We start from the raw sequence: 19,657 nt of genomic DNA on the forward strand, positions 1-19,657 counted from the left end.
GCCGGTGCTCCCGGCGCAAGAAGGTGAGTCGGGGCGGCCGGGGGAGCGCGCCCCGCGCACGTCCGCAGATGCCGCGCGCGCGGCGGGGCGTCTTCGGTCCAGCTGGCGAAGCGCACTTCCATGCAGTAGCGGCTCGGGCTCGGACCGGCTCACCACGGGAGTGACTGGCGTGGGGATGTAAGTTTGCCGCAAGAGCGACCGGGGCTCAGGCGCCGCGCGCGACCTCGAGGACGCGGAAGGGCAGCGCGGCGCGCCTCGCCCGAGCGCGGCAGGAGCGCGCGATCGGGCCCCACCAGGTCGTCGAGGGCGTCGAGGATCGCAGCGCTCTCCACGAGCGGCTCCCCGCCGTCCGTCACGAGCACGGGGACCCGCCGGAGCGGGTTGTACTTCGCGATGGACGCCGCGTCGGCCCACACCGACCACGGGCGGTGCTCGTACGCGAGCCCGTAATGCTGGAGCGCCACGGCGACGCGGCGCACGAAGGGAGAGTCGTACTGGCCAATCAGGATCATGGAGGCTCGTTTAACCGAGCCCGCCGCGCGCGGCTACCAGACAGCGCACGTCTTGGTCGGCCGCATCGGCGTGCCCGGCGCGCACTTGAACGCCTCGCCGAACTCCGGGAGGTTCGCGAGCGGGCCGTTCACGCGGAACCGCGGCGGGGAGTGCGGGTTCACCTGGACCATCAGCCGCAGCGCCTCGTCGCGCAGCTTGCCGCACCAGGACTGGCCGTGCGCGATGAAGAACTGCTGATCTTCCGTGAACCCGCTCGCGACCGTCTGCTCCGCCGCGCCCTTGCGCATCGCGCGGTACGCCATGAAGGCGAGCTTCACGCCCCCGAGATCCGCGATGTTCTCGCCCAGCGTCAGCTTGCCGTTCAGCTTCAGCCCCGGCAGCGCCTCGAAGGCCGAGTACTGCGCCTCGACGCAGCCGGTCTTCTCCTTGAACGCCGCCCCGACCTCCTTCGACCACCAGTCCTCCAGGTTGCCCTTCTGGTCGAACTGCGAGCCCGCGTCGTCGAACCCGTGCGTGAGCTCGTGCCCGACCACCATGCCGATGCCGCCGAGGTTCACCGCCGCGGCCGAGCTCACGCTGTAGAACGGCGGCTGCAGGATGCCGGCCGGGAAGACCATGTGGTTGCGCTGCGGGTCGTAATAGGCGTTCACGGTGGGCGGGCTCATCTGCCACTCGTCGCGATCGAGCGGTTTGTCGATCTTCCCGAGGTCCCACTGCGTGTGGAAGGCGCGCGCGGCGAGCGCGTTCTTCGCGTACGATCTCGGATCGACCTCGAAATCGTAGGTCCTCCACTTGTCGGGATATCCGATGAGGTACGCCATCGCGGCGAGCTTGGCGAGCGCGCGCTGCCGCGTGCCCTCATCCATCCAGTCGAGCGCCCGGACGTCGCGCGCGAACGCGTCGCTGATCTGGTGCACCATCGCCTCGGCCGCGGGCTTGCTCGCGCCGGGGAAGCTCGTCTTGACGAACGGCTGCGCGAGCAGCTCGCCGAGCGCGTCATCGGTCGCGTCCACGCAGCGCTTCCAGCGCGGCCGCACCTCCTTCTGCCCGGTGAGCGCGGCCTGCAGCGTGAAGCTCTCGTCGACGAACGCCTTGGGCAGCGCGGGCGTCATGGAGCGCACCACGTGCCACGACAGGTAGCTCTGCCACGCGGCGGGCTTCACCGACGTGAGCAGCCGGGAGAGCCCCTCGAAGAACCGGACGGAGGTCACGTTGACCTCCTTGACGTCCTGGAGGCCGAGCCCCTGGAAATACGCGTCCCACGAGAACGCCGGCGCGGCCTTCGCGAGCGCCGTCCGGTCGAGCTTGTTGTAGAGGCCCGCCGGGTCTCGCCGCTCGACCCGCGTCTTCGAGATCTTCGCGAGCTCGGTCTCGATCTGCACGACCTCGAGCGCCGCCGCCTTCGCCGCCGCCTCCTGCGCCCCGGCGAGCCGCATCATCCGCGCGACGTGCTCCTCGTAGGTCTTGCGGAGCGCCTTCGATTTGTCGTCCTCGTTGAGGTAGTAGTCGCGGTCTGGCAGGCCGAGGCCGCTCTGGTCGAGCTGCGCGATGACGCGGGTCGCGTCCTTCATGTCCTGCGCGGATGCGATGTCGAACAGCGCCCAGATGCGGCGGCGGTGGAGCTCGGTGACGAGCGCCCCGAGGCCCTTCGGGTCGCGCACCCGCCGCGCCTTCGCGAGGAGGTCCGCGACGGGCTTCGCGCCGGCGGCCTCGACAGCGGGCTCGTCCATGCATGCGCCGTAGTAGGCGCCGATCTTCTTGGTCACCGGATCCCGGTCGCCGGCGCTCGCGGCGTCCTCGAGGATGCGCCGGAGCTCCGCCTCGTTGCGCTTCTCGATCTCGTGGAAGCTCCGCATCCAGACGGACTCGTCCCCCGGGATCTCGGTCTTCGCCAGCCATCCGCCGCACGCGAACTGATAGAAGTCCTCGCAGGGGTTCGCCGATCGGTCGAGCGCGGCCTCGTCGAGCCCGACGCTCTCGAGCTTCGTCTCGACGACAGGGAGGCCCTGCGGCGCCGGCGGCATCAGCGCCTTCACGGTGGGGGGCGGGGGCGCCGGCGGCGGGCTCGCGGCGGGGCCGCAGGCCGCCAGCGCGGAGAGGGCCACGGTGAGCGCGAGGGGAGCGGCAGGCTGTCGGAGCGTGCGCATACAGCGCTCTACCACAGGCCGGCCGTCGCGCGGGCGCGCGATGGCCGCCCGCCGCGGGATCGCGCGCTCGCGCCGGCATCCGCCCGGAGCGGGGCCGGCCTCACTCCCGGTCGAGCTTGCCCATCAGGCTCAGGGTGAAATAGGCCCCCATGTACTTGAGGTGCGGGCGCACCTCGAGGTGGACCCGGTACCAGCCCGCGCTCCCCTCGACCTCGGTCACCGAGGTCCGCCCCTTGCGGAGCGGCCTGCGCGAGCGCACGGCGGGCGACACGACATCCATGTCCGCGACATACTGGCTGAGCCAGCTGTTCAGCTCGCGCTCGAGGTCGCCGCGCTCCTTCCAGGTGCCGATCTGCTCGCGCTGCATGACCTTGAGGTAGTGGGCGAGCCGGCTGACGAGGAAGACATAAGGCAGCTGTGTGCCGAGCCGGTAGTTGACCTCGGCGGCGCGCCCCTCCTCGCTCTGGCCGAAGTACTTGGGCTTTTGCGCCGAGTTCGCCGAGAAGAAGCAGGCGTTGTCCGTGTCCTTGCGGAACGTGAGCCCGATGAAGCCCTCCTCGCTGAGCTCGAACTCGCGGCGCTCGGTCAGCATGATCTCGGTCGGGATCTTCGTCTGGATGGCGCCGAGCGCCTCGTACTCGTGGAGCGTGAGCCCCTCGACCGTGCCGCCGGATTGCGGCCCGATGATGTGCAGGCACCAGCGGTGGCGCGCGAAGCTCTCGGCGAGCCGGGTCGCCATCGCGTAGGTGGGCGCCCCCCAGAGGTACGCCGCGTGGTTGCCCACGACGTCCTCCTCGTAGGAGAACGCCCGGATGGGCGAGGTGCTCGCCCCGTAGGGCAGGCGCAGGAGGAAGCGGGGGAGGAGCAGGCCGACGTAGCGCGCGTCCTCGGACTCGCGGAACGCCGTGTACTTCACGTACTGCGGCCCCTCGAAGAGCGCCTTGATGTCGCCGAGGTGCGGCACCTTCCGGTAGTCCTTGAGCCCGAAGAACTGCGGGCCCGCGACGGCCAGGAAGGGCGCGTGCGCCATCGTCGCCACCGCCGCGCATTTCTGGAGGAGCGCGATGTCCTGGGGCACGGGGCCGAACTCGTAGTTCGAGATGATGGCGCCGAACGGCTTGCCGCCGAAATTGCCGAACTCCGACGAATAGGCGATCTTGTAGAGGCCGCTCCTCACGACCTCGGACGAGTCCTCGAAATCCGCGAGCAGATCGTCCTTCGAGCAGTTGAGGATCTCGACGCGGATGTTCTCCCGGAAGTCGATGTGATCGATGGCGAACTTCAGGCCGCGCCACGCGGCCTCGAGGCGCTGGAACACCGGGTGATGCAGGATCTCGTCGATCTGCCGCGACAGCCGCTGGTCGATCTCGGCGATCCACAGGTCGATGAGGGCGCTGTCCAGCGCCGCGCCGGCCTCCGGGCGGCCCGCGACCTTGCCGACCACCGCCTCCACGCCCCGCTTCACATCGTGGTAGGCGCCGTTGGTCGGGGCGACCCCCGTCTCCGCCAGGAGCTCCGCAAGGAGAGAGCCATTGCTCCCCATCACCGGCTCTTCGTGCTGCCCCGCTTGCATGTCCGGAATTTACCACGGTCGCTCGCCGGCTGGAAGCGATGGACACGCCGGCGCCCGCGCGCCCCGCCGCGCCCGGGCGGGACGAGCCCGCGGCGGCGCGGCATGGCGCGGCGCCGCCAGAGGAGAAACGCGCGCTCGGCGCGCCTCGGACGCCCGCGCGGAACGCTCCCTCAGCACGCGAGTCAGGTGTCGACCGGACATGAAAAGCCCATGGCGGTCGCGCGACTGCAGTGTTACAAATCTCGTGTGGGTGCTCCCACGGAAGCCGAAGACATAAGGGCTTTCGTTCGAGTCTGCCCTCTCGCACTCCCGGATCAGGCGCCGACGCCCCCGCGGCGACGCCCGTCCTGGTCGTGGCCGCGCGGCGCCGCGCGGCGCCAGCGCCCCGAACGGCTCGGGGCCGAGTGAAATGGGCAGTGGGAGCACGGAGGGACAGCGGACATCGCCTGTCTCTGTCTATCTCTCCGTGTGCCCTGTGCCCGTGTGGTCCAGATTCTCTGTCTTTCGGCGCGCGTCTGCGCGTCGTCGGCATCCGGAGCGCCTTCGCGCGTCGTCGGTATTCGGCGCGCCAAGGCGCGCCTTGGGTCGTGGATTTCGAGGAGAGGAGTGGGGATGGAACGCCTCGGGCTCGGCATCATCATCGGTATGGGGCTCGCCAGCTTGACGAGGATCACCCGTCCGACCGTCAAGAGGGCCATGAAGCTCGGCTTCGTCGCCGTGGACGCGATCAGGGGCTCGCTCGGCGAGGGCAGGGAGAGGCTCGCCGACCTCGTCGCCGAGGTGAGGGAGGAGATGGCGCGCCAGGAGCAGCGCGCCGGCTCGGGCGGCGCGCAGGGGTTGTCGCGCGCGGAGATGGAGCCGCCCGGGCGCTGACAAGAGGGGTGTTCCGGTGACCCGGCCTCGCAGGCCGGGAGGTGAGCCATGCCGAGCGATCGAGGGGTCGTCATCATCCACTGGGTTCCAGGGCGCGTGCGCCTCGCCGTCCCCGCGCTGCGCAGGGACCCGGCGAGGGCCGAGGAGATCGCGGAGCAGGCGCGCGCGTGCCCCAGCGTCGTCGACGCGCGGGCGAGCGCGTGGGCCGGGAGCCTCACGGTCGAGCACGAGCCCGATGTCCCGCTGGAGGACGTCTTCTCCGAGCTCGCGCACATCCCCGAGCTCTCGGGTTGTAGCTGTCGCCCGATCGATGGGCTCACGCCCTCGCCCTGCGCGACGCCCGCCGAGCCGCCGAGCCCGGGCCGGACGGCGCGCCTCGTCGTCCGTGCCGCGGACAGGCTGAACGCGGCGTCGCAGGTCGTCCCGCCGCCGCAGGTCGACCTCAAGCTCCTTGTCCCGGCGCTCCTCGTCGGGTCCGGGATGCTCCAGCTGCTGATGCGGCGCTCCCCGGCCATGCCCCACTGGATCACGCTCGTGAAGTACGGGGTCGACTTCTTCGTGGTGCTGAACCACGGCCGTATCCAGAGCTTCTTCGCGAGCGCGGGCGCGGGCGCACCCACCGGCGGCGAGGCGGGGTGACGATGGCCGCGCTCCTGTCGACCGCGACCGAGCCGGTCTCGGTGGTCCACGCGGTCCCGGGCAGGGTCCGCCTGCGGCTCCCGCGCATCGGGAAGGACGCGGCCTTCAGTCCGCTGCTCGAGGCGGGGCTCACCGCCGTGCCCGGGGTCCTGTCCGTGCGCATCGCCGAGGGCGCGTCGAGCGCCGTCGTCGAGCACGACCCGCGGCACGTCGACCTCGACGCCATCGTGCGCGCCGCCGCCTCGGCCTCCGCCGCGCCGGCCCCGCGGGGGGCGCTGCGCGCCGCGCGCGCCGCCCGGGAGGCGCGCCGCGCGGCCGCCCTCGCGAAGCGCCCGCTCTACCTGTCGAGCGTCGGCATGGTCCTCTCGCTCGGCAGCTTCGTCTCGCCGCTGCTCGCGTACCCGTTCATCGCCGCGACGTCCGCGCCCATCCTCAAGAGGGCGTGGGACTCGGTGGTGCGGGACCGCAAGCTCAACGTCGACCTGCTCGACAGCCTGGCGATCGCCTCGGCCGTGGCGACCGGAAACGCCATCAACGCGGCCGGCATCATCTGGCTGGTCACGCTCGGCGACCACATCCGCGATCGCACCCAGGCGCGCGCCCGGCGCGCGATCAGCGGCCTGCTCGAGTATCAACAGGACCTCGCGTGGGTGGTCCGCGGCGACGCGAAGGTGCAGATCCCGGTGGCCGAGCTCGCCGCCGGAGACGTCCTCGTCGTCTACACCGGCTCGGTCATCCCGGTCGACGGGACGGTCACGGACGGCGAAGGGCTCGTCGATCAGCAGACGCTGACCGGCGAGTCGATGCCCGTGCTCAAGGGCCCCGGCGACCGCTGCTTCGCGGCGACCGTCATCAAGGACGGCAAGCTGTACATCCGCGCCGAGCGGGTCGGCGGCGACACGACCGCCGCGAGCACGGCGCGGCTCATCGAGAACGCGCCCGCGCTGGAGACGCGCGCGCAGAACTACGCCGAGCTCGTGGCGAACCGGCTCGTCCCGCCGGCCCTCGCCTGCTCGGCGGTCGTGCTCGCCGCGACCAGGGACCTCGGCCGCGTGTCGGCGATCCTGACGATCGACTTCGGCACCGGCCCGCGGGTCTCGGCCCCGACGACGGTGCTCGCGTCGATGAACGCCGCGGCGCGGCGCGGGATCCTCATCAAGGGCGGCGCGTACATCGAGAAGCTCGCGAAGGTGTCGACCGTGGTGTTCGACAAGACGGGCACGCTGACCTCCGGCATCCCCGAGGTGACGGACCTCCTCGTCCACGACGCCCTGTCCGAGCGCGAGGCGGCGACCCTCGCCGCCGCGGTGTCCGCGCGGCAGACCCACCCCGTATCGCAGGCCGTGCTCCGGCTCGCCGAGGCGTGGTGCCTGACGATCCCGGACCGGGAGGAGTCCCGCTACCTCGTCGGCCGGGGCGTGCAGGCCAGGGTGTTCGGCAAGGTGGTGCAGCTCGGCAGCCCCCGCTTCCTCGACGAGCTCGGCATCACCTGCCGCGCCGAGCCCGGCGCGAGGAAGGCGCTCGAGGCGGCGGCGAAATCGCTCCTCTTCCTCGCCGTCGACGGCCGGCACGTCGCCACGCTCGCCTGCCGCGACGCCATCCGGGCCGAGAGCCGCGCGACGATCCGCAGCCTGCGCGCGCGCGGGATCGAGGATATCGTCATGCTGACGGGCGACAGCCGCGAGGTGGCCAGGCAGGTCGCGCTCGAGCTCGGCATCACCCGGTACTTCGCGGAGATGCTGCCCGAGGACAAGGCGGAGATCACGCGCCGGCTGACGCAGGAGGGCCGCACGGTCGCGGTCGTCGGGGACGGCATCAACGACTCCCCGGCGCTGTCGTACGCCGACATCGGCATCAGCGTGTCCGCGGGCGCCGAGATCGCCCGGGAGACGGCGGGCGTCGTCCTCGTGGAGGACGACCTGTCGAAGCTCATCGAGGCGATCGACATCTCGCGCGCCGCGATGCGCCTCATCCACCAGAACTTCTCGATGATCCTCGCCGTGAACGCGGTCGCGTACGCGCTGTCGATCCCCGGCCTCCTCAACCCGGTCGCGGCGACGCTCATGAACAACGGCTCCGCGGTCCTCGCCTGCGTGAACGGACTCCGTCCGCTCATGGCGGCGCCGCGCAGGAAGGCCCGCGCCGGCGGCCCCTAGCGCGCTCGTCCGCGCGCCGCGCCTCAGCCCGGCACGCGCGCTGCACGAGGGATGGAATGGTTGGAATGCAGAGCGAGACGCGCGCCGGATCGAGATCGTCCGCCGTGGACCGGGCGCGCGCGGCGCGCCGGACTGTGCAGTGGCTGCCCGGCGCGGCGCTCCTGGCGTTGATCGGCTGTGCAGCCGTGGCACGGGCGCCTGCCTCGCCGCACGTCGCGGCGGGGAACCCGGAGGATGCCGGCCGGTACCTGATCCTCGTGGGCGGGTGCAACGACTGCCATACGCCCGGCTGGGACCGAGCGGGCGGCAGGCTCCCGACCTCGGAGTGGCTGACGGGCAGCGACGTCGGCTACCGAGGTCCGTGGGGGACGAGTTATGCGGCGAACCTCCGGATCTCCGCCCAGAACCTCAGCGAGGAGGCCTGGGTGCGGATGTTCCGCGAGGCCGCCGGCCGGCCGCCGATGCCATGGCTCAACTACGTGACGATGCACGAGCGCGATCTCGTCGCGATGTACCGCTTCATCCGGAGCCTCGGTGAGAAGGGCGTCCCCGCGCCCCGCGCGGTGTCGCCGGAGGAGGAGCCCGCGACGCCGTACATCCTCATGGTCCCGCAGCAGCCGAAGAGCAGGCCGTAGCCATCGCCTCGCGTCGGTTCGCGTCAGCTCGCGTCAGGCGTGCAAGCGGCCGAGCGTCGCCGACGCGGGGTGGCTCGCCGCCGGCCGCTCGCAGGGCAGCTCCACGGTGAACCGCGCCCCCTCGTCCGGGCGGCTGACGACGCGCACCGCGCCGCCGAGCGCCTCGACGATGCTCTTCACGACGTGGAGCCCGAGCCCGAGCCCGCCGAAATGGCGGCTCGACACCGCGCGCTCGAACCGGTCGAACACGTGCGGGAGCCGCCCCGCCGGGATCCCGATGCCCTGATCCTGCACCACGAGCTCTGCCGTGCCGTCCTTCCGCGCGACCGAGACCTCGATCGGCTTGCCCGCGCCGAACTTGAGGGCGTTGTCGAGCAGGTTCGAGACCACCTGCTCCAGCCTGCTCCTGTCCCACGAGCCCACGACGGACGGCTCGGCGCGCACGCTCACGGACGAGCCGGACTGCGCGATGCGCTCGGTGAGCCGCTCCAGGACGTCGTCCACGACCTCCGCGAGATCGACCGGCTCGACGTGCAGCTCCAGCCGGCCGGTGTGGAGCTGCGACACGTCCAGCACGTCGTCGATCAGCCGGACGAGCCGTTGCACCTGCCGATCCATCCTTTGCAGGGCGCGCGCGAGGCGCTCGTCGGACGCGTGGTCTCCCCGGCGGAGCAGCGCCTGGAGGCCGAGGCGCAGGGAGGTGACGGGCGTCCTGAGCTCGTGCGACGCGACGCTGAGGAACTCGTCGCGGACGCGCACCGCGTGCTGCGCCTCGCGGTAGAGGCGGGCGTTCTCGAGGGCGATCGCGATCTGGTCGGAGAGGAGCTCCAGCACGTGGACGCGAGCGCGCGTGAAGGCGTACGTGGTGAGGTTGTTCTCGAGGTAAACCACCCCGAGCCGCGCCTCGTTCCGCTGGATGGGCAGGACAAGGACCGACCGCGAGCCGCCCCCGGCGAAATGAGGATCGCGGTCGCGCGCCGGCGCGCTGTCCGCGTCGTCGAGCACGAGGAGCTCGCACGCCATGTGGGCGTGCTCGACGACCCGCCGGGGGACCTCGCGCGACCGGGAGAGCGGCGTGCGCTCGATGGAGACAGGGGTGGCGACGGACCCCTGGGCCCGCACGAAGAGCTCCCCCTCTTCCTCGAGCACGAGCGCGCCGCACTGCGCGCCGGCTGCCTCCAGGCAGACGCCCAGGAGCTTCTCGAGCAGCCGATCGAGCACGATCTCGCTCGAGAGGGTCTCGGCGGCCTTGAGCAGGCTGAGCGCGTCGAGGGCGACCGCCGGGAGCCGCTCCGCGAGCTCGGGCTCGTCGCCGGGCCCGCCGAGCCCGAACTCCTCCGCGAGCGCGTGGGCCTTCTCCGAGGCCCCCCAGCGGGCGAACCCCTGGTGCGCGGCGCGCAGGTACATGGCCGCGATCCGCGCCCGTCCGAGCCCGTTGTAGAAGCGCCCAGCCAGCTCGTTGCCGAGCGCAGCGATGTGGAGGAACCCCCCGCGCGTCGCCGCCTCGACCGCTTGGTCGTACAGCGCTCCGGCGAGCTCGAACCTGCGCTCGACGCGGGCGATCTCCGCGTCGACGAGGAGGCGCCGCGGGCGGAAGTTCTCCGGGCAGCCGAGCTCCCACCTTCGCAGGGCGCGCTGCAGGTCGGCCACGCGCGCGAGCAGCGCGGCCCTCTCCTGCTCGTCGGCCTCATCGCATCGCCACAGCAGCGTGAGCGCGGTGAACAGCGCGCACTGGCACTCGGGGATGTAGCCGCCGAGAAAGTGGATGAACGGGACCGCCGCGTCGGCGTGAGCGATGGCCTCGGCCAGGTCCCGGAGCAGGTACGAGACCTGAAGGCGCCCGATGTGATACACGCACCTCGCCGGCGGCTCCCGCTGCGCCGCCTCGAGGAAGGCCCGCTCGTCGAACTCGGCGTCCTCGGCCGCGTTCTGGCCCCTCGTCAGCCCCTTGAGGCACCGGATGGTCTGCCGGTAGGCGAGCTGGTGGAAGAGCGTCGACTTGTTGCCTGTCTGCCGGCTGAACGCGAGCGCGTCGTTCAGATCGACAAGCACGCGATCGAGCTCCACCCCTGCGGCGAACGAGTGCGCCACGAGCCCCGTGCGCGCGTACGAGGAGAAGCGGAGCTCGCCGGACGACACGCCGAGCTCGATGATCCCCCGGAACGGCGCCCCGCTCGAGGCGAGCGGCGCGACCCACGGATGAACGAACTCGTTGTACATGTACCGGGCGATCGTCTCCTGGGCGCGATCCTCGAACCGCCGCGCGAGCTCCACGGCGAGCTGGCCGAAGCCCTGGGCGCTCGATAGGTCGCCCTCGGCCGCGAGGAGCATCGCGTGCCCTGCGTAGGAGAGGATCGACTCGCTCGAGTTGCCGTGCTCCAGCGCGAAGCGGACGCCGAGAGAGGTGAGGAGCACCAGCTGCTTCCGGTCCGCGAACCAGGCGGGGGCCACCATCTCGGCGAGGAGCCTCATGCGGGCCCGCTCTTCTGGGCTGGTCACGCGGGGCAAGTCGACGAGCGACTCGGGCGAGCGCGCCCCGAGGTGGCTGGCGATGGCCCGCCGCTGCGCCGCGATCTCCACGTCGAGATCCGCTGCGCACAGCTCGACCCCGAAGTCCGTGCGCAGCGTGTCGCGCCCCCAGCCGAGCGCCAGATCGTGCTCGCCGGTGATCGTCGTGCTCATGATCCGGAGCGCCTCCAGGTCGACCTTCTCCGGGATCGACGCCGCGTGGCGGAGCCCCTCTTCCACGAGCGCGCGGGCCATCGCGTGCTGATCGGTCAGCGCGGCGCACTCCGCCGCGTCGCGGTGGAGGGAGAACCAGAGCTCGTAGCGCGCGCGGAAGGCGCCGTCCGGCAGCAGGCGGAGGCCGCTGCGGAAGTACGCGAGCGCCGGGCCGAAGGCCGCGGCGCGGCGCGCCTTCACGCCGGCGCGGTGGTTGAGCTCGGCGAGGTGGCCCCGCTGCTCCGCGTCGAGCAGCGCGGCGCCGAGGTTCAGCTGGTCCGCGGCGTCGAACAGCGCCGCGTCCGTCCCGTTGGTGCAGGTGGCCTCGAGGAAGCGGCCGATCTCCAGGTGCAGCTGCATCCGGAGCTGCTCCGGCCCGAGCTCGTAGGCCGTCTGCTGGACCCGATCGTGGACGAACCGGATCGCGAGCCCCGCCTCGCGCTCGCACGTGCCGTCGGGCACGACGAGCCCCTCGCGGAGCGGCTGGACGAGCGACGCGGTCGTCTCGTCGACGGATCGGCCGAGCACCGCCGCGATGAGCCTGAGCTCCGCGCGCTTGCCGATGCACGCGGCGACCTGCAGGAGCTCCTGCGCCGCCTGGGGCAGCCTGCGGACGGACTCCGACATCAGCTGGACCACGTTGTCGGTGACCCCGACCCGCTCGATCCGGCCGAGATCCCACATCCATGTCGAGCGGATCGCGTCGAAGAGGAGCAGGCCTTTCTCCTGGAGCGACCGGAGGAGCTGGCGGATGAAGAAGGGGTTCCCCGCCGTCTTGGCGACGAAGAGCTCTGCGAGAGGGCGCGCCCGCTCCGGCTCGCAGCGGAGCGCCTCGGCGAGCAGCGCGACGACCGCCTCGACGCCGAGCGGGCCGAGCGAGAGGTGCGTCAGCGGGGGGACCTGCGCGCCCCGGATCTCCTCGATGGTCTGGTGGAGCGGGTGCGCGGCGCCGACTTCCCTCGACCGGTACGCGCCGAGCAGCAGCACGTGCTTGCTGCCTGGATCCGCGGCGAGGGCGCGGAGGACGCGGAGCGACGCGGCGTCCGTCCACTGGAGGTCGTCGAGGAAGATCGCGAGCGGCGGCCGCTGGCTGGCCACCGCGCGCACGAAGTCCTGGATCGCGAGCAGGAAGCGGTTCTCCGCGCGCATCGGATCCGAGGCCGGCAGCGCGGGCGCGTCCCCGAGGAGCTCGGTGAGCTCCGGGCAGAGCTCGCCGAGGGCGCGGCTCCGCTCGCTGACCGCCTCCCTCAGCTGCGCGCGGCTCTCCTCCGGCTCGGCGCGGAGCGCGGCCGCGAGGGCGCGGAGCGCCTCTGCCAGGGACGCATAGGGGACGTTCGCCGCGCGCAGGTCGAACTTGCCCTGGATGAACCGCCCGCCCCGCTCGGCGACGGTGTCCTGCAGCGCCTCGACGAGGGCGGTCTTTCCGACGCCTGCCTCCCCGGTCACCAGCGCGAGCTCCGTCCCGCCGTTCGACACGCGGGCGAGCGCGCCGCGCAGCGCGGCGAGCTCGCGTTCGCGGTCGATCAGGCGCTCGGGCAGCGGGAGCCGCCGCGCCAGGTCCATGCGGCCGAGCTCGAACGGCGCGATGGTGCCTGCGGCGCGCCATCGCCTCTGCGCCTCGTGGAGGTCCTGAGCGAGGCACTCGGCGCTCTGGTATCGCAGGTCCGGCATCTTCGCGAGGAGCCGCTGCACGAGCTCGGAGAGGACCGCCGGGACGCTGGGGCTCGCGACGCGCGCGGGCACGGGGCTCCTCGCCATGTGGGCGTGCACGAGCGCGAGCGGATCGGCGTCCTTGAAGGGCGGCGCGCCGGTGAGCATGGCGTAGAAGGTCGCTCCCAGCGCGTACAGATCCGAGCGCGCGTCGATGAACCAGCAGGTGCGCCCCAGCTGCTCGGGGGACAGGAAGGGGAGCGCGTCGAGCTTCTCGAGCTCCACGGCTCGGGGCATGCTCGTCAGCTCGGCCGCGTCCGAGAAATGGACAAGGGTGACCTGCCCGTCCTCGCCGAGGACCACGCGGCCTGGGGCGATCGCGCGGTGGACGACGCCGCTCCCGTGGATGCGCGCGCACGTCTCCGCGAGCGCGATGGCGATGTCGAAGAACGCGTCCAGCGCCAGCGGCTCTCGCGCGAGCCGCCGCTCGAGGTCCTCGGGGCCTGCGTCCTCGAGGAACAGCGCCGGCATGCTCTCCGGGCCCTCCAGCGCGAGCGGCCGCACGACCCCCGGCACATCGAGCCGGCGCAGGAAGGCGTGCTCGCGCAGCAGGAGGGCCGCCGCGCCCGGGGCTGGATGACGCCCCCGAACGGTTTTCTGCACGACCATCCTCCCGGCAAGCCTCTGTCTGCGGAGCAGAAATCGGCTGCAGCGGTGGACCTCAGTCGCTTCCGCCCGAGTCATACGCGTTCCCCCTCGCGCGTTGCCGCGAGAATATAAAGCAGGATGCGTGCTGGTGCGAGCCGGGAAGTCCCGGGTCTCGTGATATGGGAGAGACGTCGGGTTGTGCGCTTCGCGCCATCGCGCGGCGGCGCCGCCGCTTCCTTCCTCTCGGCACGACGACGCGCGCGCTGCGCTGCCTCACCCTCGTCGCGAGGGTTCCCCTCCAGCGGTCTTTTGCCATGCCGTCGGGCCGCGCGGACAGGCGTGAAACGGGCAGGGGTGAGAGGGGGAGCGCGGCGCTGGCCTCGGGCTCCGGCGACGACCGGCGACCGCCAATCCGGCGAGCGAAGGTGCTAGGATGAATCAGCGCATGTACGGGGGGCGGGCGGCTGCCCCCGCGCCGGTGCGCGCTGCGGGGAGCTTTGATGAACGCACCTGTCGTCGCAGGGGACGTGATCGCCGAGAAGTACCGGGTCGACAGGATCTCGGGCAGCGGCGAGCTGGGGACAGTGGCCTTCGCGAGCCACCTCGTGCTCCCGCAGCGGGTCGCGATCGAGCTCCTGCTCGCCGACGGCAGCCCGGAGCGCGTGGAGCGCTCGCTCCGGGAGGCGCGCGCGGCGGTGGCGCTCAAGGGGGAGCACGTCGCGCGGGTGCTCGACGTCGGCCAGCTCGCCTCGGGGGTCGCGTACATCGTCACGGAGCACCTCGACGGGCAGGACCTCTCCGAGCTGCTGCGCGGCCGCGGCCGGATCGAGCTCTCGGAGGCCATCGATTGGGTGCTGCAGGCCTGCGTGGCGGTGGCCGAGGCGCACGCCGCGGGGATCGTGCACCGCGACCTCGAGCCGGCGCGCCTGTTCCTCGCGACGAGCCCCGGCGGCGCGACGCTCCTCAAGGTGCTCGGCTTCGGCGCGTCCAGGGAGCTGCCCGGCGCGAGCGACGGCGGCGCGCCGGCGCGGACGCGGGAGGAGCTCGGCGCGCCGCTCTACATGGCGCCGGAGCGGCTGCGATCCTCGGTCGCCGTCGACGCCCGCGCCGATGTCTGGTCGCTCGGCGCGATCCTGTACCGGCTCCTGACCGGGCGGCCGCCGTTCGAGGCGAGCTCGCTCGCGGATCTCGCGCCGCGCATCGCGAGCGCGGCGCCGGCGCTCCCGAGCGCGCTGCGGTCCGACATCCCCCCTGCCATCGACCGCGTGCTCCTCTGCTGCCTCGAGAAGGACCCTGCGCGGCGGCCCACGAGCGTGGCCGAGCTGGCGATCGCGCTCGCCCCTCACGCGTCGGCGGAGGGCCAGGATCACGTGGAGCGGGCCGCGCGGCTCCTCGGCGCGACGCTCCCGCCGCGCCCCCGCGCCTCGCTCCCGACGATCGGGCTCGGGCTCAGCGCGAGGCCCCGTCCGCCCGAGAGCGCCGGACCGAGCTCGGAGGCGGGCCCGGTGACCCAGCGGCACGGCGCGTACGGCGCGCAGGACACGGGGCGCAACAGGGCGCGCATCGCGCTGATCGCCGCCGTCGCGTCGCTGCTCGCGATCCTCGGCGTGGCCGCGACGCAGCTCAGGTGAGCCGGCGCCGGCCGAGCCGCCGCGGGCGCAGGAGCGCCGCCTCCGGCCCTCGCCGGAGGGGCATCGTCGCCGCGAGCGCGGCAGGATGGGAGAAGCCGGAGAGCCGTCCTGTCTCCCAGGGACGCGGTCGCAGATCCTCGCGGCTATGCCGAGAAAACGTGGCATCCGCGTAGACCGGCTGTCGTAGTATCCGCCGCATGCCGCATTCTCTCCCACATTCCGGGGGCGGTCTCGCTCCGCCCGCGCGCATCGGCAAGGTCGCATTCCTCGGGTATGGCCGCTTCGGTGCGGCGCTCGGGTCGCTGCTCCGCGATGCGGGGATCTCGGTGCGCGCGTTCGACCCTTCTGCGGAGGTCCGCGGCGCCGCGCGGGCCGCCTCGCTCCCGGAGCTCGTGGACGGCGCGGAGCTCGTCATCGTCGCCGTCCCGGTGCCGGCGGTGCGCGAAGCCCTGCTGTCGCTGCGGCCGCACCTTGCGCCGGGGCAGCTGGTGGCCGACGTGGGCAGCGTGAAGAGCGTGCCGGCGAGCGCCATGGCCGAGGTGCTCGGCGAAGGCCGGCCCTGGGTGGCGACGCACCCGCTGTTCGGTCCGGCGAGCCTCGCCCGCGGCGAGCGCCCGCTGCGCGTCGTCGTCTGCCCCAACCCTGCGCACCCGGACGCGGTGCGCCGCATCGTCGCGCTGTTCGAGCGGATCGGCTGTCAGGTGCTCGAGCAGGCGCCGGAGGAGCACGACCGCGTCATGGCCTTCACGCACGCGCTCGCGTTCTTCATCGCGAAGGGCATGATGGACGCGGGCGTGCCCGCTGGCGCGCCCTACGCGCCGCCCTCGTTCCAGGGCATCGCGCACACGATCGAGACGGTGCGCGTCGACGCGGGGCACCTGTTCGCCGCGCTGCACCGCGAGAACCCCTTCGCGGGCGAGGCGCGCCGCCGCCTCATCGACGCGCTCGTCGCCGTCGATCGAAGCCTCGACGTCCCGACCAAGGACGCCGCGCCCGAGGACCTCGCCGCGCTCGCGATCCCTGATCTCGGCGCGCTCTCTCCCGAGCTCCGCGAGACGCGGGAGCTCATCGACGACCTGGATCTGGAGCTCGTCGGCCTGCTCGCGCGGAGGGCCGAGCTCGTCCAGCGCGCCGGGCGCGCCAAGGCCACGATCGGGGCGGCGGTCCGGGATCCGTTGCGCGAGGCGCGGCTGATGGAGTCGCGCCGCCGCTGCGCCGTCGAGCTCGGCCTCGACCCTGACGGCGTCGCCGAGGTCTTCGAGGTGATCCTCCGGCACTCGCGCACGCTCCAGGAGCGGCGCTCCGCCGTCTAGCGCGCGGCGCAGGCGACCGGCTCCTCACACCGAAACACGAGGCACACCGAGCGCGTCGAGCGGGTATCGACAGAGAGTCAGGAGAGCGTCGATGCCTCGCTCTCCGCGCCACGTGCGTCGGCTTTCTTCGTGTTTCTCCGATTCTCGCGCTGCTATCACGGCCTCTTCGAGGGGGCGCTCCGTGGCGCTCGGTGGCGCACGAATTCCTCTTTCCACCCTGGCGTGCTCCGGTGTAGGGTCTGCGTGCGGGAATCATGCAGCGGCGTCAGGCGCCCCCTTGTGGATACTGCAGGTGAGGCCTGGGTCGCAGATAAGACAGCGCCTCGATTACGATACGAGCTCGTCGGCGCAGGGCAGCGCACGGGAGGGGCTGGAATGGATCTGCGGAGCGGCCATGCCGGGCGGGCCGAGCGTCCCGGGGCTGAGCGTGGCCGGCGTGCGCTCCGCGCGCCGGCGCCCCCGCGCAGGGCTGCCTTCAGGAAGTCCCTTCGGCGCCCGGAGGGGCGCTCCGGCAGGTGGGCGGGCGTGCTCACCCTCCGCCGCGGGCGCGCGCTGCGTCCCTGCGGCGACATGGTTTCCCCGAGCCTCCTCGCACGGAGCGCTGGAGCGGGCTGGAGCGGATGCGGCAGACGCCGCCTGAAAGCGGTGGACACAGCCCCATTCCTGAGGATGCTGCGAGGCTGGCCGCGGCGCTGACAACGGAGCAAGGGGGGCAAGGAGACGCGGGATGAGGGCAGAAGTAGGCAGAGTCAACATCCTGATCGTTGACGACAGGCCTGAGCAGCTCCTCTCCCTGGAGGCAGTCCTCGCGCCGCTCGGCGAGAACATCGTCAAGGCGGCGTCCGGGAGGGAAGCGCTTCGCCATCTCCTTCAGGAGGAGTTCGCGGTCATCCTCCTCGACATCAAGATGCCTGAGATAGATGGGTTCGAGACGGCGACGCTCATCCGCAAGCGGAGGAGCACGCTGCACACGCCGATCATCTTCCTGACGGCGCACACCGAGCGCGTCTATGTCGAGCGCAGCTATTCGCTCGGGGCGGTCGATTACATCATGACCCCGTTCGCCCCCGAGGTCCTCCGCACCAAGGTGTCAGTCTTCGTCGATCTCTTCAAGAAGACACAGAAGATCAAGCTCCAGGCGGAGTCGCTGCGCGCGCACGCGGAGCAGCTCCAGCGGCTCAACCGCGCCGCGCTCACGATCAACTCGGCCCTGTCGCTCGACGCCATGGTCGCGGCGATCACGGAGGCGGCCCGCGACGTCGGCGGCGCCCATCAGGCGATGACCCTCGTGAAGCTGGAGCGGCCCGGTGAGCGGGCGCGGACCGCGGTGTCGCTCTCGGAGCGGTACACGACGTTCCAGAAGGAGGCGCCTCCCCCCATCGCCGGCAAGCTGTGCGCGCTCGTCTGCGCCAGGAACAGGCCTCTCCGGCTGACGCAGCGAGAGCTCTCGCTGCACCCGGAGTGGCTGGACAACGGCGGGCAGAGGCCCCCGCCGCGGGGGTACCTCGCGGCGCCCCTCACCGCGGCCGACGGCCAGAACATCGGGACGATCCAGCTCTCGGACCGGAACGACGGCGAGTTCTCCGACGACGACGAGACCGTCCTCGTGCAGCTCGCGCAGCTCGCTTCCATCGCCATCCAGAACTGCGTGCACGCCGAGGCGCGCGAGGCGAACCGCCTGAAGGACGAGTTCCTCGCCACGCTTTCCCACGAGCTGCGCAGCCCGCTGAACGCGATCCTCGGCTGGACGCACCTCCTGCGGTCCGAGCCGTTCGATGAGCAGCGGGTGTCCCACGGGCTCGAGGTGATCGAGCGCAACGTGGCCGCGCAGACGAAGCTCATCGAGGATCTCCTCGACGTCTCGCGGGTCACGACGGGCAAGCTGAGCATCAGCGCCGCGCCGATGGCGCTCGCGCCCGTCGTGGAGACCGCCATCGACGCGATCCGCCCCGCCGCCGAGGCGAAGGGCCTCACGATCGACGTCTCGCTCGACCCCGACATCGAGGTGAACGGCGACGCGGATCGGCTGCAGCAGGTCGTCTCGAACCTCACGTCCAACGCGCTCAAGTTCACCCGTCCCGGGGACCATATCCTCGTCTCCCTCCGGCGGGCCGGCGCGACGGCGGAGCTCACGGTGCGCGACACGGGGGAGGGGATCGCGCCGGATTTCCTCCCGCTCGTCTTCGAGCGCTTTCGCCAGGCCGACAGCACGAGCCGCAGGACGCACGCGGGCCTCGGCATCGGGCTGTCCCTTGTGCGCCATATCGTCGAGATCCACGGCGGCTCGGTCGTGGCCGACAGCCCTGGGTTGCACAAGGGGTCGACGTTCGTGGTCCGGCTCCCGCTCCTCGGGGTCGGGCGCAACTCGCTCCCGGCGCTCTCGAGGGAGGGGCGGTCGCGCTCGCTCGCTTGCTCGGAGTCCGCGTCCAATCTCGGCGGGCTCCGTGTCCTGCTCGTCGAGGACGACGCGGACGCCAGGGAGCTCCTTCAGGAGGTGCTGTCGCAGCACCACGCCGAGGTGACGGCCGTGGCTTCGGCCCGCGAGGCGCTCGCGGCGTTCTGCGCGGATCTCCCGCACGTGCTCGTGAGCGATATCGCCATGCCGGGCGAGGACGGCTATGAGCTCATCCGCGCCATCCGCCAGCGCCCGCCGCAGGCCGGCGGCGATCTGCCCGCGCTGGCCCTGACGGCCTATGCTCGCAAGGAGGACCAGAAGCGCGCGCTCGACGCCGGCTTCCACATGCACGCCACGAAGCCGATCGAGCCCGCCGCCCTCGTGGCCGCCGTGGCCAGCCTCGCGGCCCGGGCCCGCGCAGGCGACCTCCCCTGCGCCCGGGAGCGAGGGTCGAGCGAGGAGATCAACCCGTGAAGAGCGCGCGGAGACGAGGGGCCGCGGGCGCTCCATAGCGGCGCGCCTCCGCGTTCTCCGTCGCTCGCATATCCAACCTGAGCTCGCTCGCTACCTCGCCCGCCCCGCCAGCGATATCGGGTCTCTCCCCAGCGTGCCTGCGCTCGTGAGCAGGGACGAGGACCATGGCCGATGGGCATCGGGCCTGGGACTTGCACTTCTTGCACGTGATGACGCGAACGTGTCCTCATGACCAGACCGGGAGCCGACCCATCGGGGCCAGACGAGGCGCGTCCGCGCTGCAGTCGGG

General features: G+C 72.2%; 10 protein-coding genes and 1 pseudogene. 7 read left to right on the forward strand and 4 right to left on the reverse strand.

Going from position 1 to position 19,657, the window contains the following annotated elements:
* Positions 1 to 236: 236 nt before the first annotated feature.
* The 3 genes and pseudogenes from WMF11_RS07230 to tssC all read right to left on the reverse strand — a co-directional run.
* Positions 237 to 512 (reverse strand): annotated as a pseudogene (locus WMF11_RS07230) (glutathione S-transferase family protein); the annotation flags it as partial.
* Positions 513 to 545: 33 nt separating this feature from the next.
* Positions 546 to 2,660, reverse strand: a complete 2,115-nt coding sequence (locus tag WMF11_RS07235; RefSeq protein ID WP_437976914.1) for a M13 family metallopeptidase — start codon at positions 2,658 to 2,660, stop codon at positions 546 to 548.
* A gap of 100 nt (positions 2,661 to 2,760) precedes the next feature.
* Complete coding sequence (gene tssC / locus WMF11_RS07240; protein ID WP_437907703.1) at positions 2,761 to 4,233, reverse strand: type VI secretion system contractile sheath large subunit; 1,473 nt, start codon at positions 4,231 to 4,233, stop codon at positions 2,761 to 2,763.
* Between the two features lie 612 nt (positions 4,234 to 4,845).
* On the opposite strand from tssC, the gene WMF11_RS07245 reads away from it, so the two are divergent.
* From WMF11_RS07245 to WMF11_RS07260, 4 genes are all read left to right on the forward strand, one after another.
* Entirely contained in the window at positions 4,846 to 5,106 is a 261-nt protein-coding gene (locus WMF11_RS07245; protein ID WP_437907704.1) for a hypothetical protein, read from the forward strand.
* A 48-nt stretch (positions 5,107 to 5,154) separates the two neighbouring features.
* The gene (locus WMF11_RS07250; RefSeq protein WP_437907705.1) at positions 5,155 to 5,745 is read left to right on the forward strand and encodes a hypothetical protein; all 591 of its coding nucleotides are present in this window, start codon (positions 5,155 to 5,157) and stop codon (positions 5,743 to 5,745) included.
* Positions 5,746 to 5,747: 2 nt separating this feature from the next.
* Positions 5,748 to 7,901, forward strand: a complete 2,154-nt coding sequence (locus WMF11_RS07255; RefSeq protein WP_437976915.1) for a heavy metal translocating P-type ATPase — start codon at positions 5,748 to 5,750, stop codon at positions 7,899 to 7,901.
* Between the two features lie 65 nt (positions 7,902 to 7,966).
* The gene (locus tag WMF11_RS07260; protein ID WP_437976916.1) at positions 7,967 to 8,536 is read left to right on the forward strand and encodes a cytochrome C; all 570 of its coding nucleotides are present in this window, start codon (positions 7,967 to 7,969) and stop codon (positions 8,534 to 8,536) included.
* 33 nt (positions 8,537 to 8,569) lie between these two features.
* Here WMF11_RS07260 and WMF11_RS07265 read toward each other — a convergent pair whose 3' ends face one another.
* On the reverse strand, positions 8,570 to 13,651 hold the full coding sequence (locus WMF11_RS07265; protein WP_437976917.1) for an AAA family ATPase: 5,082 nt from the start codon (positions 13,649 to 13,651) through the stop codon (positions 8,570 to 8,572).
* A 404-nt stretch (positions 13,652 to 14,055) separates the two neighbouring features.
* Between WMF11_RS07265 and WMF11_RS07270 the strand changes: the two genes are divergently transcribed.
* From WMF11_RS07270 to WMF11_RS07280, 3 genes are all read left to right on the forward strand, one after another.
* The gene (locus WMF11_RS07270; RefSeq protein WP_437907709.1) at positions 14,056 to 15,186 is read left to right on the forward strand and encodes a serine/threonine-protein kinase; all 1,131 of its coding nucleotides are present in this window, start codon (positions 14,056 to 14,058) and stop codon (positions 15,184 to 15,186) included.
* Positions 15,187 to 15,383: 197 nt separating this feature from the next.
* Positions 15,384 to 16,499 (forward strand): prephenate dehydrogenase/arogenate dehydrogenase family protein, encoded by a 1,116-nt coding sequence (locus WMF11_RS07275; protein ID WP_437907710.1) that lies wholly within the window; start codon positions 15,384 to 15,386, stop codon positions 16,497 to 16,499.
* 727 nt (positions 16,500 to 17,226) lie between these two features.
* Positions 17,227 to 19,368 (forward strand): response regulator, encoded by a 2,142-nt coding sequence (locus WMF11_RS07280; RefSeq protein ID WP_437976918.1) that lies wholly within the window; start codon positions 17,227 to 17,229, stop codon positions 19,366 to 19,368.
* Positions 19,369 to 19,657 lie beyond the last annotated feature (289 nt).

Origin of the sequence: Sorangium sp. So ce295, assembly GCF_051527405.1 — a bacterium.
In the GTDB taxonomy this organism is placed as follows: domain Bacteria; phylum Myxococcota_A; class Polyangia; order Polyangiales; family Polyangiaceae; genus Sorangium; species Sorangium cellulosum_B.